This window comes from Niabella aurantiaca DSM 17617 (genome assembly GCF_000374125.1).
Taxonomy (GTDB): Bacteria; Bacteroidota; Bacteroidia; order Chitinophagales; family Chitinophagaceae; genus Niabella; species Niabella aurantiaca.
On record NZ_KB893626.1, the window covers coordinates 411883 to 428913 of the forward strand.

Below are 17031 nucleotides of genomic sequence, written 5' to 3' on the forward strand. Positions count from 1 at the left end.
TATTCCGGTGAATTGCATAAAAATGCTGTATTTTTTTAGCGTTTTGTTAAACGTTCGGCTTCGGGCTAAATCACTACCCTTCCCACGATCTCAATATAATCTTTAATGCCGCCTTCTATTTCATGCAGGTAGATGTATTCATCTGCCGTATGACTGCGGGCAGAATCGCCTGGGCCCATTTTCAGACCCGGAAAGGGCATCAGCGCCTTGTCGGATGTAGTAGGGGACCCATAAGTGGTCTTTCCCATGGCAATGCCGGCCTGCACGATCGGATGGTCCAGCGAAATGGAGGTAGAGCGGAGGCGGGTAGACCGGGGTTTTACCTCGCTGGAAACGTTCTGACGGATGGCGTCCAGGATCTCTTCAAAGCTGTACAATTCATTCAGCCGCACATCCACCACATACTTGCAGGAGGATGGCACTACATTGTGCTGTTTGTTTTCGGTTTCAATAACGGTACAGGTCATGCGGCTATCACCCAGCAGGTCCGATACCTTTTCAAACCGGTAGGAATGGAACCATTCGATGTCCTTAATGGCTTTTATAATGGCGTTGTCGCCTTCATTCCGTGCGGCATGCCCGGCCTTTCCGTGCGCGGTACAGTCCAGCACCATCAGTCCCCGTTCCGCCACTGCCATCTGCAGTTTGGTGGGCTCACCTACGATGGCAAAATCAATAGGAGGGAGGATGTTTACAGCCGCCTCAATGCCGTTGTAACCAGAGATCTCTTCTTCTGCGCTGGCCACCAGCATCACATTGTATCTGAGGTTTTCTTTTTCGTAGTAGTAGATAAAAGTAGCGATCAGCGATACCAGGCATCCGCCGGCATCATTGCTGCCCAGCCCGTACAGTTTTTCTTCCTTTTCAATGGCCTTAAACGGATCCAGGGTGTATTTGGGATTGGGCTTTACCGTATCATGATGTGAATTCAGTAACAAGGTTGGTTTGGCTTCATCAAAATGCCTGTTTTTAGCAATGATGTTATTGCCCAGCCGTTTGGTTGGGACCTGGTACTTGTTCAGGTAAGCAATGATCAGTTCTGCAGTCTGGTCTTCTTCTTTACTGAAACTGGGGGTTTCGATCAATTGTTTTAACAGTGTGACTGCTTCCTGGTAAAGTTGTTCCTGCATAAAATAAAATTATAGCCCTTGGGCCTGTTTAATAAATCAATGTTCCTTCGTGATCGTTTGTGGTGTTTTGGATCAGGTCCGCTGCGTCGCCAATGAGCACCTGGAATACGCCGGCGTCGATGGCTGCAAAGGCATTGTCAATTTTTGGAAGAATGCCTTCGAACAATTTCTTCTCTGCTTTAAGCTGCCGGTAATACTCCCGGTTTAATTTTTTGATGACCGAATTGTTGTCGTTGACATCTTCCAGTACGCCCTTTTTTTCAAAACAGTAAATGAGCCGTACCTTAAAGGTTCCGGACAATGCCACCGCAAGGGAGGAGGCAATGGTATCAGCATTGGTATTTAAAATATGCCCGTTGGTATCATGTGTGAGCGGGGCAAAAACCGGTGTAATACCGTTTTCGAGGAAGAAGTTTAGGGTCTGATGTCTGATGTCAGATGGTTCCACATCGCCCACCCATCCGTAATCGATCTCTTTCACCGGCCGCTTTTTTGCGGGGATGATATTGGCATCTGCTCCCGTGAGCCCGATGGCATTGGTACTCCGGGACTGTAACTGTGCTACGATCTTTTTGTTGGCCAATCCGCCGTATACCATAGTTACCAGGTCGATGGCGGCATCATCAGTGATCCGCCGTCCATCTATATATTTTGACCCGATGCCCAGCTGGGTGCCGATCTTTGTGGCGATCTTTCCGCCGCCGTGTACGAGGATTTTCACGGCGTTTATTTTTGAGAAGTCCGCCAGGAAGGTTTCCAGCGCATCGGGATTGTCGATAATATTGCCTCCGATCTTTATAATAAAGAGGGGGCGTTGGACAGGCATATGATCCTCGTTTAACGTATCTTTCTTGTCTTCCCTGCTCATTGTAATCTTTTTAACGCGTCTTTGATATGGTCCTCAATTAAATAAGGAGATTGGAATTGGTCAGACAGTGTCTGACTTACTTGCGGGTAAACCAGGTAAAACTGGCGGAATAGCTTGAGGTTGGTGACCGGAATTCCATTGCTCTTAACGGCCGCCGCAATTTTGCCCAGGAGCTGCTCTCCGTATTTTGCGCGCTCCCGGCCCTTCGGTTCAAACGCTGCTATATAATAAACAATGAGCCGGTTCCGCAGGGTCAGGGCCCGGTTTACAGCGCCTGCTGCCTGTACCTGTAAGCGCTGGTGCGTTTGCTCAATGGCTGTTATTAATTGTTTGAAATTATTCATGCAGGGGGGCGTATATCAACTAATACGAATTGTAGTATATCGGCGTTGTATCCGGCTTAATGGTGAACGGGATTCAGTTGATCTATTAACTCACTCAATACCGCCTGGGCTGCCCATACACGGTTACCGGCTTCCCGGGTTACAATGCTGTGGGGGCTGTCCAGTACCTCGTCGCTTAATTCCACATTTCTGCGTACGGGCAGACAGTGCATGACTTTTGCATTATTGGTAGCAGCAAGCTTGTCCAGCGTCAGCATCCAGGAAGGATCATTATTGTAGATCTTGGCATAATCCGTATAGGTGCTCCAGTTCTTTACATATACATAATCCGCATCTTTCAGCGCTGCATTCTGGTCGTGCAGGATCGTGGCGTTACCGGTAAAGGCCGGGTCCAGTTCATAATCTTCCGGATGGGTAACCACAAAATCCACCTCACCCCAGGCGTTCATCCACTGCGAAAAGCTGTTGGCTACACATTGGGGAAGCGGCTTTACATGCGGAGCCCAGGTAAGTACTACCTTTGGTTTTCTTTTTTCTTTAAATGTTTCTTTAATGGTGATCACATCCGTAAGGCTCTGCAGCGGGTGCAGGGTAGCGGTTTCCAGGCTCAGCACCGGTATGCCGGAGTATTTGATGAACTGGTTTACGTACAGCTCGCTGTAATCATCCTCTTTGTTGGCCAGCGATGGAAAGGTGCGGATCGCCAGGATATCGAAATACTGACCCATGATGGGGGCTGCTTCTTTTACATGCTCCGACGTGGAGCCGCTCATGATGGCTTCTTCTTCAAACTCCAGCTTCCATCCCTCTGAACCCACATTGAATATGATGGGCTCCATGCCCAGGTTCTGCGCGGCTATCTGCGTGCTTAAGCGGGTACGCATGCTGGGGTTTAAAAACAGGCAGCCGATCCTTTTTCCGGCACCAAGGGTTTTGTCTTTAAAAGGACTGGCTTTATAATCCAGCGCTTTTGCTACCAGTGCATTGATGTCTGTAACATCGTGGGCACTTATAAAGTTTTTTGTTTTTAAAAGAGACATTTTACTGTATCAGTTCTTGTTTTTTGTTTTGTGAACGTTTCCCCGCAGAAGCGCCTGCTAGGATCATCTTCCCGGTTTTTGCTTCAATTTGTTTGCGGGCATTTCCAGCGACATCCTTCCCCTTGTGCTATTTTTTAACGCCACAGTTTTAAGCCACTCCAATAGTTACCATTCTCAAACTGTGACTATTGATCGTGGTTTCATTTCCTTCTTGTTTTAAACGCTGCTTTAGCTTGCGCCAACAGGCATTTGCATCAACACTTTCCGTTAAAACGGCAATAACATCAACAATGGGAGATGCCATTTTTCCTGTTCCTCATTCCAAGCGGAACGTACCTGTTTTTGTTCAAAGATCTGGATGGTGGTTTTTTTCCTATTGAAGTATTTATAAGGTAAAAAGCCCGCAAGTGCCGGTCCGGCCTGTGATGGAGAAAGTGCTGCGCCTGGTCAACGATTGCAGCAGCAGGTAAATGCCGGTACTTTATACCGCCGCATGCAGCGCCGCAATTTCCTCTTTTATAGCTTCAATAAACTCCTCAGCATCTTTTTTCTTCAATGCCAATGATGGCAGCAGCCGGATCACATTGGGTTTGGCCTCTCCTGTAAATATTTTATGATTGGTCAGCAGGTTCTTTTTTAATGGACCCAGCTCTTCGGAAACATCAAAGCCGATCATCAGTCCACGGCCTCTCACATTCTTTATTTCCGGCATGGTTGCCAGCTCTTCCCGCAGGTATTTGCCTACCATTACGGCATTGCCCATCAGTTTTTCTTCGCGGATCACTTCCAGCACCGCCAGCGCTGCCGCACAGGCCAGGTGATTTCCTCCAAAGGTAGTGCCCAGCTGAAAATGTTTGGGCTGTATATGCGGGGCAATGATGATCCCGGCCACAGGGAAACCGTTCCCCATACCTTTGGCCATGGTATAGATATCGGCGTTCACACCGGCAAAATCATGACTGAAAAATTTTCCGCTGCGCCCATATCCGCATTGAACGCTGTCTGCAATATAAAGAGCGCCGTATTTGGTACAGAGCGCCCGGATCAGTTTTAAAAATGATTCACTCGCCACATTGATACCGCCTACGCCCTGGATGCCCTCAAGGATCACGGAAGACACATCTTTCCCGTGCTTGTCAAAATAGGCTTCGAGGGCCTCTTCATCATTAAAGGGCAAAAAGACCACGTTGTCGGTTTCATTTACGGGCGCCACGATATTTTTATTATCCGTGGCAGCCACGGCCAGGGAAGTTCTGCCGTGGAAGGCTTTATTAAAAGCAATGATCTTTTTTCGCCCGTTATAAAAAGAAGCCAGTTTCAGTGCGTTCTCATTGGCTTCGGCTCCGGAATTGCAGAGAAAAAGCTGATAATCCTCTTTGCCGGAAACCTCGCCCAGCTTTTTTGCCAGTTCCTGCTGCAGCGGTATCCGGATCGAATTGGAATAAAATGCGATCTTTTCAAGCTGCTCCTCAATTCGTTTTACCCAATGGGGATGTGTATGTCCGATACTGATCACAGCATGGCCGCCATAGAGGTCCAGGTATTGATTGCCCTGGTCATCCCAAACATAAGACCCTTTTGCTTTTACAATGGTAACATCGTTCAGGGGGTAAACATCAAATAAATTCATTATACCGTTGGTTTAAAAAAAATATGCCTGTAACCAGGCAATCGAGGCTATAAAAATAAGTAAAATTGTTCATAGTGCAGGGCGAATTGTTCAGGACCGGCCCATAACGGATTTTCTGTGATCCATGAACCATTTGTCATGATCTAATTCAGCATTCCTGGTTCTTTTACAATTTCCGCCCGGGGTTCTTCCTTGATCTTCTTCCATCCCCCGGCCACATTCCGCAGGTTGTGCAATCCCTGTCTTTTCAGAACGGATGCGGCGATAACGCTACGCGTGCCACCGCCACAGTGCAGGTATAGATTGTCCTTATCCTCAATGGCGGCAATGCGCAGGGGATCGTTCAGCTCACTCAATGGCAGGTTAACCGCATCTTTAAGATGGCCTTCTGCAAACTCGATCGGTTTGCGGACATCCATTACGATCAGGTGCTCATCAAAAGGAATGTCCATCATCAGTTCGTCTGTTTCTACATCGATGATCATGTCGGAAGGAGCGCCGGAATTGCGGTAGGTTTCAAAGCCGCCCTCCAGGGTTCCTTCTACGGTATAGCCAAGCCGCTCCAGGCCGGTAGCCGCCCCCATTGCAGTATCCTGTTCCGCTACCAGTAAAACCGGTGTGCTCTTTTCCAGGATAGCGGTGACCCACTCTTCAAATTGTTTTGCACCAAAAGGCACATGGATGCTTCCGGGAATAAAGCCCGCTTTAAACAGTTCAGTGGCTCTTGTGTCCAGGATCACCGGACCTTTTCCGGCGGTCTGTAAAAAATCATTCAGCGCTAAAGTCTTCATTTATACATGTTGTTTAGATGAGCAAAGTTATGGGTAAAAAAAAAGTACCACTCTTATAAAAAGGGGTACTTCTGAAAGATCTTAAAAGTCCTTATGTGTTAACCAAGGAGATCAGACACAAAGCGGTTTAATTCCTTCATGCGATCGGTATTTACCGTGTAGTAAATAAATTTTCCGTCGCGCTCTGTGTTTACAAATTCAGCCTTACGCAGGATGGCAAGGTGTTGTGAGGCAACCGACTGCTCAATACGTAATTTTACGTAAATCTCAGTGACGGTGATTTTGTCCTGGGTGTCGATCAGCTTCAGAATTTGCTGTCTCAATTTGTGGTTAAAGGCTCTCAGGATCAAGGCGGCTTTTTTTACATTGAGAGTGTCAACAGTGATGTGGCTACTGTTTTCTTTTTTTAACGTAAAAGAAATCTGGTAATTGCTCATTGTTCTGTATAAATAGAGTTTATTTGAATGGCCAACAAAGGTATACATCCATTTAAATTATTTGATATTTGCAGGGGCCAAAAACGTATATAAATTTCCCTAATTTAATTTTTGTTAAAATGTACAGCTTTTAAATAGAAAGGCTCGGTATAGGAAAGATCGGCGAACTGGTTTTGCCTGAAGTGCTTAATCGTTAAATAGGGCATGTTCGCCGCGTTGTAGCGGGTGGTATTAAAGGCTGCGTTAGAGTGTTTTATAACCGGCTGCAGCTTTCGGATGGCATTTCCGGTAAATAGCATCCGGTGATCCGCCAGCAGGTCCTGGAAACTTTGCCCGTCTGCGACCAGCGCCTTCGGGGGGCGGACAGTTGTTAAATCTTTTTGATATACCGCGGTATAGATTTCCATCCTGCGCGCATCAATAACCGGGCAGATCAGATCCGCCGCCTGCTCTTTTACGGAGTGGGCCATGATCTCAAGCGTGCTCAGGCAAATAAGCGGCTTGCGGAGGGCAAAGCACAATCCCTTTGCGGTTGCAAGGCCGATCCGCAGCCCTGTATAAGACCCGGGGCCGTTACTAACTGCAACAGCGTCTAAATGATTCATTGATAACTGGTTTGAGGTAAAGAGTTCACGGATGGCGTCATTGATCCAGGAGGCATGGGCGGTAGTGGTAGGGGTTTCCGTATAGGCTATGGTTTTGTCGTTTTCCGATATGCAAACCGATGCATAATCCACTGCGGTATCGATATTTAAAAACAACGCCATTCCACAAAAGTAACACAAACTGCTTTTTGTGCATGCACTCCATTAAAACTATATTCGTTCTCAAAATATTCAAAAATGGAGAAGAAAATCGTAACAACAGACAAAGCCCCGGCTCCCATTGGGCCATACAACCAGGCTGTGCTGGCGGGTGACACCCTGTATATTTCCGGGCAGGTATGCATTGATCCACAGACCGGTGAGCTGAATAATAAAAGCCTTGAGGAGGAAACACACCAATGCATGCGCAACCTGGAAGCCATTTTAGGGGAAGCAGGGCTGAACTTTTCTCATGTGGTGAAATCGACCATCTTTATTACGGATATGAACCGCTTTGCCGAGATCAACAGCGTTTACGGTCAATATTTTACAGCGGATTTCCCCGCCCGTGAAACCGTTCAGGTAGCGGCGCTCCCCAAGTTTGTAAATGTGGAGATCAGCATGATCGCCGTGCGGTAACCACTGGTTTGTTTCAGGTTTGAAGTTCCTGGTTTCATGTTAGATCCCGTTTTTTATACTTGATGCGAAACATCTGAAGGCTGAAAGCTGGAGGCTGCTGCGCGCTGCGGAGTAACCACGCAACAGGAGCGACCGTTTATAGCAGCAGGCGGGGAAGCAATACGGCGTTGCCGGCCTAAGGCGGTTTAAAGTAAAAATGAAAAGCCGGGCTTTATACATGCTGTACGCTCATTTCCACATTTTTAAATCTTTCTCCGGGGGCTCGGAGCTCAAATTTCTGATAGCTGACCACTGATTGCTGAAACCTAATGGCTGACCGCTGCCCGTCATTTTTACAAATTCGTGGTAGAACCTCCGGGCAAACTGTTGTACCTTTGCGTCCCAATAATTTTTGATATGGTTCGAAATCAGGAGGTGCTACAGGATGTAGTCATCAAGTTTGCAGGAGATAGTGGTGATGGCATGCAATTGACCGGAACACAGTTTACCAATAACACGGCTTTATTAGGAAATGATCTTTCGACGTTCCCCGATTTTCCGGCAGAGATACGGGCGCCACAGGGCACCCTGCCCGGTGTAAGCGGCTACCAGCTGCGCTTTTCGTCGGACAGTATTTACACGCCCGGTGATAATTATGATGTTTTAGTAGCGATGAATGCTGCAGCGCTGAAGGCGAACCTGGGCACCCTGAAAAAAGGAGGAAAGATCATCGTAAATACCGATGGCTTCGATTCCAAGAACCTGCGGCTGGCCAACTACCCGGAGGGCGAAAACCCGATCGCGGACGACAGTCTGCAAAGCTATGAGGTCATTAAGATGGATGTGACCAAAATGACCCGGGAGGCGCTGAAGGAATTCACCATGGGTACCAAAGAAAAGGACCGGGCCAAGAATATGTTTGTGCTGGGATTCCTGTACTGGATGTACGGCCGGGATATGGAAAGCTCCGTGGATTTTTTGAAAGAGAAATTTGAAAAGCGCCCGGAGATACTGGAAAGCAACATAAAAGTATTGCAGGCCGGCTATCACTATGGTGAAACCACAGAAACCTTTACCACTACGTATAAAGTAGAAAAAGCACGCATGGAGCCCGGAACCTACCGTTCCATTATGGGAAACCAGGCGTTGGCCCTGGGTCTGATCGCGGCTTCTCAAAAAAGCGGCTTACCCATGTTTTTGGGCTCGTATCCGATTACGCCCGCGTCGGATATTTTACATGAACTGAGCCGGCATAAGAATTTTGGCATCCGTACCTACCAGGCTGAGGATGAAATAGCGGCCATCAGCGCGGCGATCGGAGCCTCTTACGGCGGCGCGTTGGGGGTTACCACCACATCCGGACCGGGAATGGCGCTGAAAACAGAAGCCATGGGTCTGGCCGTAATGCTCGAGATCCCCTTACTCATCATCGACGTGCAGCGCGGAGGCCCCTCCACAGGACTTCCTACCAAAACGGAGCAATCGGACCTGCTCCAGGCGTATTACGGGCGTAACGGGGAGTGCCCTATGCCGGTGATCGCGGCTTCGTCGCCGGCAGACTGTTTTGACGCGGTTTATGAAGCGGCAAAGATCAGTGTGCAGCATATGGTGCCGGTGATCTTTTTAAGCGACGGGTATATTGCCAATGGCGCAGAACCCTGGAAGTTTCCGACAGAAGAATCGCTGCACCCGATCCATGTGAAATTTAAAAAGGAGCTGGGGCATCATGAAGATAAATTCCAGCCCTACGTCCGGGATGAAAACGGGGTACGCCCCTGGGTTGTGCCCGGTACAAAAGGACTGGAGCACCGTATTGGGGGTATCGAAAAGCAAAATATTACGGGAAATATCAGTTATGACCCGGCGAATCACCAGCAAATGGTGAAGATCCGCCAGGAAAAAGTAGATAAGATCGCGGAGTTCATTCCGGAACAGAAAATTGACACCGGCAGGGCAGAGGGGGATGTGCTGGTGCTGGGGTGGGGGTCTACCTATGGTGTGATCAAGTCCGCCGTTCTGGAATTACAGGCACAGGGAAAGTCGGTAAGCCACGCACATTTGCGTCACTTGCGTCCTTTTCCCAAAAACCTGGGCGAATTGCTGCGGCGCTTCAAGACCGTGCTGATCCCCGAGATCAACAATGGCCAGCTGATAAAGATCATCCGCGATCAGTACCTGATCGATGCAAAAGGCTATCATAAAATTATGGGTGTGCCCATTACCAAGCAGGAGCTGATCGAAGAGATCGGAAACTATTTGTAAGAAGGAATACCGGCTTTCCGGGCCGGTTCCCTCCGGATCGTCAGCGCCCGGCAAAAGCAAGGTCAAATAACGGAACTCCTGCCGGCAGCTCAAAATCTTCAATGGCAATTTGCTGAAAACTAAGTTTCCCTGACGCTATTTCAACCGGTGCAGACTCCAGGGCCAGCCGGATGGCTTTTGAAGAACGGTCAATTCCGAGAATATAACCGTTTCCGATCCGTTTCGCTGTTTCCCGGGCGGAGGCACCGGGCCCGCACCCGATCTCCAGTACACGGATGCCTTCCCAAAGCGGCAGGGCTTTTACAATTGCAGCCAAACGGGGAGAAAGGTCCATATCCTTGTGTTTTATAAAAAAATCAGACCGTGAAAGAGACCATTGACGGAGCCCATTACAGAGGGGGGACCCATCCCCGAAAATAGCGATTTTAAGATAAAACGGGTTACATCCGCTACCTTTATAGAGGATTCATTGGCTCTAAAATCAGAAAGATGCCTGCCTCTAAAAAATTAACAGTAAATGATTTTCTTCAAAGCCCGGAAGTGCTGGCCCAACTGGAAAAACTGAAATCTGTGTTTGGTGAGAACGGAGAAAAGCTGGTGCTTTCAGACACACTGGATGAAGAAGGCCATCAATATGTAAACCTTGTTCAGAAGGGCGGGGGCGTGCTGGGGGTGGCCCTGGTAGGCTATACCTATGTGCTGGAACAGATGGGCATCCGCTTTATGCGGCTGGCCGGGACCAGTGCGGGGGCGATCAATACGGCCCTGTTGGCAATTGTTGGAAAAAAGGAAGAGGAGAAATCGGCAAGGATCCTGGAAGCGATCACGCAGCTCAATTTCTTTGACCTGGTGGACGGCCATCCCGCGGCCCGGTGGCTGATCAAAAAATTTATAACCAGGAGCGGTTTTTTAGGAAAGCTGAAGAAGTGGGCAAACGGGCTTGGTATCTTTTATGCAGTATTGCTGGCAACAACCTTCGTGTGCCTATGGCTGCTTCCCCATAATACGCCCATGCGGCAGTTTACGCAAACACTGGTAGTGGTGCTGCTTGCAGTAACCCTGTTGCTAGGCGCGCTGGCCTGGTATGTCCGTCGTCTGCTAAGGCGGTTGCGATCCAGCGGATATGGGATCAATCCCGGTGATTTTTTCTATGACTGGCTGAAACAGCTGATGAAGGAAAACGGGGTAAACGATGTGACCGATTTTCGAAACAAAGCCGGTCAGCCGGTTGCGGGGCTTCATTTGCGCCAGGAGCATCCCGATGGACTGGATGGCCTGGCACCGGATGTGACGGTCATTGCATCGGAATTGATCACGGAAAATAAGGTCGAATTTCCAAAAATGTGCAATCTTTTCCGGTCCGGCGACCAGATGGATGCATTACATCCCGCGGGCCTGGTGCGCGCGTCGATGTCCATCCCGCTGTTTTTTGAATCCTATTTTATTTACGGAATACCCCGTGAGGATGAAACAATAAAAAAAGCGTGGATGGAGGCATTTGGCGAAAAAGAACCGCCTGTGGAAGCACGTTTTGTAGATGGGGGGATCCTGTCCAATTTTCCCATCAGTATATTTTATAATCCGAAGATAGTGGTGCCCCGGCTTCCGGTTTTTGGGATTGACCTGAACGACAGCAGCCCGGGGGACGCCGGCAAAAATGCTTCCGGATGGACGCTGGCCGGGTATTTTTCCCGGATCTTTAACACGGTGCGGAATTACTATGACAAGGATTTCCAGTTAAAAAATAAAATGTATTCCCGGGGCATTGGTACGATACCCCTCGCAGACTTTAACTGGCTGAATTTTTTTATTACGGACAAGGAAAAGCTGGCATTATTTGAACGCGGCGCGGCGGCGGCAACCCGCTTTCTGCTGAGTTTTGACTGGGAGGCATATAAAATGGACCGGAGCATTATGCAGGTTACGATCGAAAAGAAACCGGAAAAGCCGTAAGTAATCAGATCCTGTATCAAAGCCCGGGTCGCAATGCCATCGTCACTCAAAAAATCGTAATTTCAATGTAAATTTTATTTTATGAGCGCCCCTGTAAATTGGTCCAAGGCCATCCAACCGCTTCTAAAGAAATACCAGTCCGCCAAACATCCGCTTGACTATAAAACCCCCTACCAGTTGCTGGTGATGGTGGTATTGTCCGCCCAGGATTCCGACCGACATATTAACCAGATCGCTCCTGCATTTTTTAAATCTTTTCCCGGCATGCCGGCGCTTTCCAAAGCCACAGAAGCGGCTATTGCGGAGCAGATCAGTGATGTGCGCAATTTTGGCAATAAGGCCAAATGGCTTTCGGAGATCGCCCGGACCTTAAAAAAGGACACTGCGATCCCGATGAACCTGGACGCATTGACCGGCCTAAAAGGGATCGGCCGGAAATCTGCCAACGTGATCCTGAGGGAAAGTGGTATGCCGGCGGAAGGGGTGATCGTAGACCTGCATGTGGTAAGGGTAGCGCCCCGGCTTGGGATTGCTACGGGCACTGATCCCAAAAAAATAGAAAAACAGATCATGGACACGCTGCCTCAAAAGGATTGGGATGCGGGAATGGCGATATCCTTCCTGGGGCGGGAGCTCTGCCGGCCAACCAACCCGAAATGCCCGCTGTGCTTGATGAAAACCGTTTGCAAATTCTATAATAGCAACTGATATCCCCTGCTTACCAGCCATTGAGTGAAGGCCTTCCTTAAAACGGGTTCAGGGCGGAAAACCGGCCCCTGGGGATTTTAATGACCTGCTTCAAAAAAGGGTTTTTCTGTAAATTAATAATACTTTAGCCTCCAAAAAACGGCTTGATGAAGAAATTGATGTTGTCTGTCCTTATCGGGGCAGCCTGTTCCGGTGCTGCTGCTCAGAAGAAACCGCTGGACCATTCTGTTTATGACAGCTGGGAATCTGTGGGCAAAACCGTAATGAGCAGCGACGGCAAATGGGTAGTGTACGATATCCATGTACAGGAAGGAGATGACAGGCTGGTGATACAGGCCACGGACCACTCGTATAAAAAGATGGTTCCGAGGGGATATGATGCCCGTATTACCGGAGACGGAAAAACGGTGATTCTCAGGATAAAACCCTTGTTTACACAGATACGGCAGGCGAAGATCAAAAAGAAAAAGGCTGCAGATATGCCAAAGGATTCCTTTGCTTTGGTCCGCCTGGGCGAAGACCGGGTCCTGAAATTTCCCGGACTGCTCTCTTATAAAGGACCCGGGGAGCAGAACGAGTGGGTTGCCGGGTTGCTTAAAAATGAACCGCGGCCCGGACCGGCTTACCAGTCGGACAAGAGTAAAGACAGCCTGCAACAGGTGATCGATTCCCTGCAGTATGTGATCAGCACCCTCAAACCGCTAAAAGGAGCGGCTAACAAAGACAGTATTACCGATCATGGAAAAAATAACCGCCTGCTGCTGATGAATACGGCTACGGGAGAGCGGCACTACTTTTTCAATGTCAGCGAGTACGTGTTCAACAAAAAAGGCAGCCAGCTATTGATGTGCCAAACCCTCAACCTGAAAGATACCGCCGGTTCGGCACGGGTAGTTCTCTATCATTTAAAAACAAAAACTGCGGATACACTTATCCGGGGCGGCAATGATTTCAAAGATCTTGTTTTGTCGGATGACGGAACCCGGGCAGCCTTTATTGCAGAAAGGGATGCGAAGCCCGGAGCCCTGCTCCGGTTTTATAAATTGTGGTATTTCAAAGAAGGTATGAACGAGGCAAAAGTACTGGCAGATACCCTTACGGAAAACATGCCGGCAGGAAGTACGGTAAGCGCATCCGGTTCGTTGCGTTTTAGTGAGTCGGGGCGCCGGCTGCTTTTTGGAACGGTGCCTGTAAGCGCTCCAAAGGATACTTCCGTGGCGGAAATAGACAAGGTAAATATAGATATATGGAACTATAGAGACGATTATCTTCAGCCTTACCAGCTGGAAAATCAGAAAAGGGACCGGGAAAGAAGCTATCTGGCCGTTTATGATATTGACCAAAACAGGATGACACAGGTGGGCAGCAAAGACCTGCCTTTTGTATATGAAGCACCGGAGAGCGATGGCCGTTATTTTATAGCGGTTACAGATACAGGCCGGCGTGTTGCCGCCCAGTGGACGGGCCGGACAAAAAAAGATGTTTATAAAATAGACATCAGCGATGGCCGTTACCTGCCGGTGATCAAAGACCTGGAAGGGCAAACGGGCGGTTCCTGGTGCGCCCCTTCAGGAAAATATGTGCTTTGGTACGACAGTAAAAAAAAGGGTTATTTTACATTTGACGGCACCGGCACGCGTGCCATTACCGGCGCCATACCAACGGCCCTGTATGACGAGGAAAACGACGTGCCGGATGACCCTGCGCCTTATGGCGTAATGGGATGGACAGAGGGCGACCGGTATGTGCTGATCTATGACCGCTATGACATTTGGCGGGTGGATCCTGCAGGAAAAATGCGGCCGGTCAATCTTACCAGACAAGGGCGGAAGAACGGGGTAACCTACCGGTATATTTCCACAGATCCGGAAGAACGGTACCTCAAAAAAGGCTGTAAGAGCCTTTTGCGGGTCTTTAATAACTTCAGTAAAAAGGCAGGTCTGGCCATTCTTGAGGATGACCGGATCGATACCTCCTTTTTTACACCGGCGCATTTTTATGACCAGCCTTTTTATTATGATCATATAACAAAAGCGAAGGATGCTCCGGTGTATGCTTACACAAAAGAGAGCTATACGCACTCCCCGGATATGTATAGCTACCGCGGCGGAAAAGAGCAGCGGCTTTCTGCCACGAACTCGCAGCAGTTGGGGTATAACTGGGGTACGGCAGCCCTGTATCACTGGAACACTTTCGGGAATGAGCCGGCTACGGGCATCCTTTATAAGCCCGAGGACTTTGACAGCACCCGGAAATACCCGGTGATCCTGTATTTTTACGAAAAGCTCTCTGACAACCTGTACCGGTATATTCCCCCTGTACCTACGCCCAGCCGGTTAAATATCTCCTTTTTTGTGAGCCGTGGTTATGTGGTGCTCACGCCCGATATTGTCTATACCATCGGCCATCCGGCAAAAAGTGCTTATGATTACATTGTAAGTGGCGCAAAAAGCCTGGCAGGACTCCCCTGGATAGATGCGGCGCATATGGGCATCCAGGGACAAAGCTGGGGCGGCATACAGGTGGCACAGTTGATCACCATGACACCCCTGTTTGCGGCGGCTTGGGCGGGAGCCCCCGTAGCCAATATGACCAGCGCCTACGGCGGCATCCGCTGGAAAGGAGGGCTCAACAGGCAGTTTCAGTATGAACGGACACAAAGCCGCATTGGCGCTACACTTTGGGAAAGACCGGAGCTGTACATTGAGAACTCACCCCTGTTCCACCTGCCCAACGTGACCACACCGCTGGTGATCATGGCCAACGACAACGACGGGGCAGTGCCCTGGTACCAGGGCATCGAATTGTTTACAGGTATGCGCCGCCTGGGAAAACCCGTATGGATGCTGAATTACAATGGCGAAGAGCACAACCTGGTGCAGCGAAAAAACCGGAAAGATATTTCCATCCGCGAGCAACAGTTCTTTGACTGGTTGCTCAAAGGCGCCAGACCGGTGCGGTGGATTACAGAAGGCGTACCTGCTGTAGAAAAGGGCATCGATTGGGGCCTGGAGGAATAATGTTTCAGTTATACCGTTTGATGCCGGAGGCTGAAAACTGACAGCTAAGAAACTTGGAACCTGGACGCTGAAACTTTAAATTTGCACCCTATGGCAACTGATAAGAAGGTAAGAGTGCGTTTTGCTCCCTCGCCTACCGGCGGGCTGCATTTAGGCGGTGTACGAACCGTTTTATACAACTATTTATTTGCCCGCCAGCATGGGGGCGACTTTATTTTGAGGATCGAAGATACTGATCAGACCCGGTTTGTGCCGGGGGCAGAGGAATATATCTTTCAATGCCTAGCCTGGGCAGGTCTGGAGCCGGATGAGAGTGTGAAGCAGGGCGGAGCTTACGGCCCCTACCGCCAAAGCGAACGCAAGGCGCTTTACCGCCAATACGCGGAACAGCTGGTAGCGAACGGACAGGCCTATTATGCATTTGACACCCCGGAAGAGCTGGAGCAGATGCGGCAGGACTTCAAAACAGAACAGAATCCCTCGCCACAATACGATCATCATGTGCGCGATAAAATGCGGAACTCGCTGAACTTGCAAAAGGAAGACGTTGACCGGTTGTTACAGGACAACACCCGGCATGTGATCCGCATTAAAATGCCGGAAAATGAAACCGTTGGATTTAATGATATGATCCGTGGCGATGTAAGCTTTAACACCTCCCTCGTGGATGATAAGGTATTGCTGAAGGCCGATGGGATGCCTACCTACCATCTGGCAGTGGTGGTGGATGACTACCTGATGAAGATCAGCCACGCATTTCGTGGCGAAGAGTGGTTGCCCAGCGCACCGGTGCATATCCTGTTATGGAAGTACCTGTATGGAGAGGACCATATGCCCCGGTGGGCGCATTTTCCGCTGATACTGGGTCCGGGCGGAAAACTGAGCAAGCGGGACGGCGCCAAATACGGATTCCCCGTGTTTGCCATGAACTGGACCGATCCCAGAACCGGCGAACTGACCGAAGGATTTAAAGAAAAAGGCTTTTTGCCCGAGGCATTTATCAACCTGCTGGCGGTGCTGGGCTGGAACGACGGCACGGAGCAGGAGCTGTTTTCGCTGGACGAGCTGATTCAGAAATTTTCGATGGACCGGGTGCACAGTTCGGGAGCTAAATTTGATTACGAGAAAGCGAAATGGTACAATCATGAATGGATAAAAAAGCTGGCCCCGGCAGACCTCACGCAACGCGTTAAAGAAGTATTGACGGCAAAAGGGCTGTCCATTTCTGATAAGGCGCCCTTGCAGAAGATCGTGGAGCTGGTAAAGGATCGAATTACTTTGCTGCCGGATTTTTATGATCAGACGGTATATTTCTTTAAAGTGCCGGAAACGATTGATATTACTGCTGTCCGGCCTAAATGGAATGAAGCGAAACAGCTGTTTTTTGCGGAACTGATCCGCAGCTATGAGCTTATGTCCGCCTGGGATGCAGCGGCGCTTGAAAACGATTTTAAAGAAATAGCCGCGGCCAGCCAGTTAAAACCCGGCGAAGTGATGCTGCCTTTGCGCATCATGCTGGTTGGCGGCAAATTTGGACCGCATGTTTTTGATATTGCAGAAATACTGGGAAAAGAAGAGACCATTCAACGGATCCGGCATACGTTGGGGTTGTTGATTTGAGATTTGGACCTCTTAAGGTACGAAGA

16 protein-coding genes are annotated in these 17031 nt (G+C 49.2%); 6 read left to right on the forward strand and 10 right to left on the reverse strand.

Going from position 1 to position 17031, the window contains the following annotated elements; genetic code table 11:
• Positions 1-65 precede the first annotated feature (65 nt).
• The 9 genes from B160_RS0106735 to tsaB form a co-directional block, all read right to left on the reverse strand.
• Positions 66-1130, reverse strand: a complete 1065-nt coding sequence (locus tag B160_RS0106735) for a M20 family metallo-hydrolase (RefSeq protein WP_018627129.1) — start codon at positions 1128-1130, stop codon at positions 66-68.
• A 28-nt stretch (positions 1131-1158) separates the two neighbouring features.
• Positions 1159-1998 (reverse strand): acetylglutamate kinase, encoded by an 840-nt coding sequence (argB, locus tag B160_RS0106740; RefSeq protein WP_018627131.1) that lies wholly within the window; start codon positions 1996-1998, stop codon positions 1159-1161.
• Positions 1995-2342, reverse strand: a complete 348-nt coding sequence (locus B160_RS0106745; RefSeq protein WP_018627133.1) for a DUF1016 N-terminal domain-containing protein — start codon at positions 2340-2342, stop codon at positions 1995-1997. Before B160_RS0106745 ends, argB begins: the two co-directional genes overlap by 4 nt.
• A gap of 56 nt (positions 2343-2398) precedes the next feature.
• Positions 2399-3382, reverse strand: coding sequence for a Rossmann-fold NAD(P)-binding domain-containing protein (locus B160_RS0106750; protein WP_018627134.1), 984 nt, complete (start codon positions 3380-3382; stop codon positions 2399-2401).
• A 148-nt stretch (positions 3383-3530) separates the two neighbouring features.
• Positions 3531-3686 carry a hypothetical protein gene (locus B160_RS32085; RefSeq protein WP_211218056.1) on the reverse strand — a complete coding sequence of 52 codons (156 nt, stop codon included), beginning with the start codon at positions 3684-3686 and terminating at the stop codon, positions 3531-3533.
• Between the two features lie 177 nt (positions 3687-3863).
• The gene (locus B160_RS0106760; protein ID WP_018627136.1) at positions 3864-5012 is read right to left on the reverse strand and encodes an aspartate aminotransferase family protein; all 1149 of its coding nucleotides are present in this window, start codon (positions 5010-5012) and stop codon (positions 3864-3866) included.
• A 143-nt stretch (positions 5013-5155) separates the two neighbouring features.
• Positions 5156-5803: a rhodanese-like domain-containing protein gene (locus B160_RS0106770; protein ID WP_018627138.1), complete on the reverse strand. Its 648-nt coding sequence runs from the start codon at positions 5801-5803 to the stop codon at positions 5156-5158.
• Positions 5804-5901: 98 nt separating this feature from the next.
• Positions 5902-6240 (reverse strand): ArsR/SmtB family transcription factor, encoded by a 339-nt coding sequence (locus tag B160_RS0106775; protein WP_051107132.1) that lies wholly within the window; start codon positions 6238-6240, stop codon positions 5902-5904.
• Positions 6241-6344: 104 nt separating this feature from the next.
• A complete protein-coding gene (gene tsaB / locus B160_RS0106780; RefSeq protein ID WP_018627140.1) occupies positions 6345-7007 on the reverse strand; it encodes a tRNA (adenosine(37)-N6)-threonylcarbamoyltransferase complex dimerization subunit type 1 TsaB in 663 nt (220 codons plus the stop codon).
• Between the two features lie 75 nt (positions 7008-7082).
• Between tsaB and B160_RS0106785 the strand changes: the two genes are divergently transcribed.
• Complete coding sequence (locus tag B160_RS0106785) at positions 7083-7463, forward strand: RidA family protein (protein ID WP_018627141.1); 381 nt, start codon at positions 7083-7085, stop codon at positions 7461-7463.
• Positions 7464-7859: 396 nt separating this feature from the next.
• Complete coding sequence (locus tag B160_RS0106795; protein WP_018627143.1) at positions 7860-9704, forward strand: 2-oxoacid:acceptor oxidoreductase subunit alpha; 1845 nt, start codon at positions 7860-7862, stop codon at positions 9702-9704.
• A gap of 40 nt (positions 9705-9744) precedes the next feature.
• Here B160_RS0106795 and B160_RS28565 read toward each other — a convergent pair whose 3' ends face one another.
• The gene (locus B160_RS28565; protein WP_018627144.1) at positions 9745-10038 is read right to left on the reverse strand and encodes a class I SAM-dependent methyltransferase; all 294 of its coding nucleotides are present in this window, start codon (positions 10036-10038) and stop codon (positions 9745-9747) included.
• Positions 10039-10193: 155 nt separating this feature from the next.
• On the opposite strand from B160_RS28565, the gene B160_RS0106805 reads away from it, so the two are divergent.
• The 4 genes from B160_RS0106805 (at position 10194) to gltX (ending at position 17005) form a co-directional block, all read left to right on the forward strand.
• Positions 10194-11657, forward strand: a complete 1464-nt coding sequence (locus B160_RS0106805) for a patatin-like phospholipase family protein (RefSeq protein ID WP_018627145.1) — start codon at positions 10194-10196, stop codon at positions 11655-11657.
• 81 nt (positions 11658-11738) lie between these two features.
• On the forward strand, positions 11739-12365 hold the full coding sequence (locus B160_RS0106810; RefSeq protein ID WP_018627146.1) for an endonuclease III domain-containing protein: 627 nt from the start codon (positions 11739-11741) through the stop codon (positions 12363-12365).
• 146 nt (positions 12366-12511) lie between these two features.
• Positions 12512-15385, forward strand: a complete 2874-nt coding sequence (locus B160_RS0106815) for an alpha/beta hydrolase family protein (RefSeq protein WP_018627147.1) — start codon at positions 12512-12514, stop codon at positions 15383-15385.
• Between the two features lie 90 nt (positions 15386-15475).
• The gene (gltX, locus tag B160_RS0106820) at positions 15476-17005 is read left to right on the forward strand and encodes a glutamate--tRNA ligase (RefSeq protein WP_018627148.1); all 1530 of its coding nucleotides are present in this window, start codon (positions 15476-15478) and stop codon (positions 17003-17005) included.
• Positions 17006-17031: the final 26 nt, after the last annotated feature.

Coding starts and splice junctions, on each gene's coding strand:
- B160_RS0106775 (WP_051107132.1), bottom strand. CDS start 6,240: ATGAGCAATTACCAGATTTCTTTTACGTTAAAAAAAGAAAACAGTAGC.
- B160_RS0106735 (WP_018627129.1), bottom strand. CDS start 1,130: ATGCAGGAACAACTTTACCAGGAAGCAGTCACACTGTTAAAACAATTG.
- B160_RS0106785 (WP_018627141.1), top strand. CDS start 7,083: ATGGAGAAGAAAATCGTAACAACAGACAAAGCCCCGGCTCCCATTGGG.
- B160_RS0106770 (WP_018627138.1), bottom strand. CDS start 5,803: ATGAAGACTTTAGCGCTGAATGATTTTTTACAGACCGCCGGAAAAGGT.
- B160_RS0106805 (WP_018627145.1), top strand. CDS start 10,194: ATGCCTGCCTCTAAAAAATTAACAGTAAATGATTTTCTTCAAAGCCCG.
- gltX (WP_018627148.1), top strand. CDS start 15,476: ATGGCAACTGATAAGAAGGTAAGAGTGCGTTTTGCTCCCTCGCCTACC.
- argB (WP_018627131.1), bottom strand. CDS start 1,998: ATGAGCAGGGAAGACAAGAAAGATACGTTAAACGAGGATCATATGCCT.
- B160_RS0106760 (WP_018627136.1), bottom strand. CDS start 5,012: ATGAATTTATTTGATGTTTACCCCCTGAACGATGTTACCATTGTAAAA.
- B160_RS0106815 (WP_018627147.1), top strand. CDS start 12,512: ATGAAGAAATTGATGTTGTCTGTCCTTATCGGGGCAGCCTGTTCCGGT.
- B160_RS0106745 (WP_018627133.1), bottom strand. CDS start 2,342: ATGAATAATTTCAAACAATTAATAACAGCCATTGAGCAAACGCACCAG.
- B160_RS0106810 (WP_018627146.1), top strand. CDS start 11,739: ATGAGCGCCCCTGTAAATTGGTCCAAGGCCATCCAACCGCTTCTAAAG.
- B160_RS0106795 (WP_018627143.1), top strand. CDS start 7,860: ATGGTTCGAAATCAGGAGGTGCTACAGGATGTAGTCATCAAGTTTGCA.
- B160_RS32085 (WP_211218056.1), bottom strand. CDS start 3,686: ATGGCATCTCCCATTGTTGATGTTATTGCCGTTTTAACGGAAAGTGTT.
- B160_RS0106750 (WP_018627134.1), bottom strand. CDS start 3,382: ATGTCTCTTTTAAAAACAAAAAACTTTATAAGTGCCCACGATGTTACA.
- B160_RS28565 (WP_018627144.1), bottom strand. CDS start 10,038: ATGGACCTTTCTCCCCGTTTGGCTGCAATTGTAAAAGCCCTGCCGCTT.
- tsaB (WP_018627140.1), bottom strand. CDS start 7,007: ATGGCGTTGTTTTTAAATATCGATACCGCAGTGGATTATGCATCGGTT.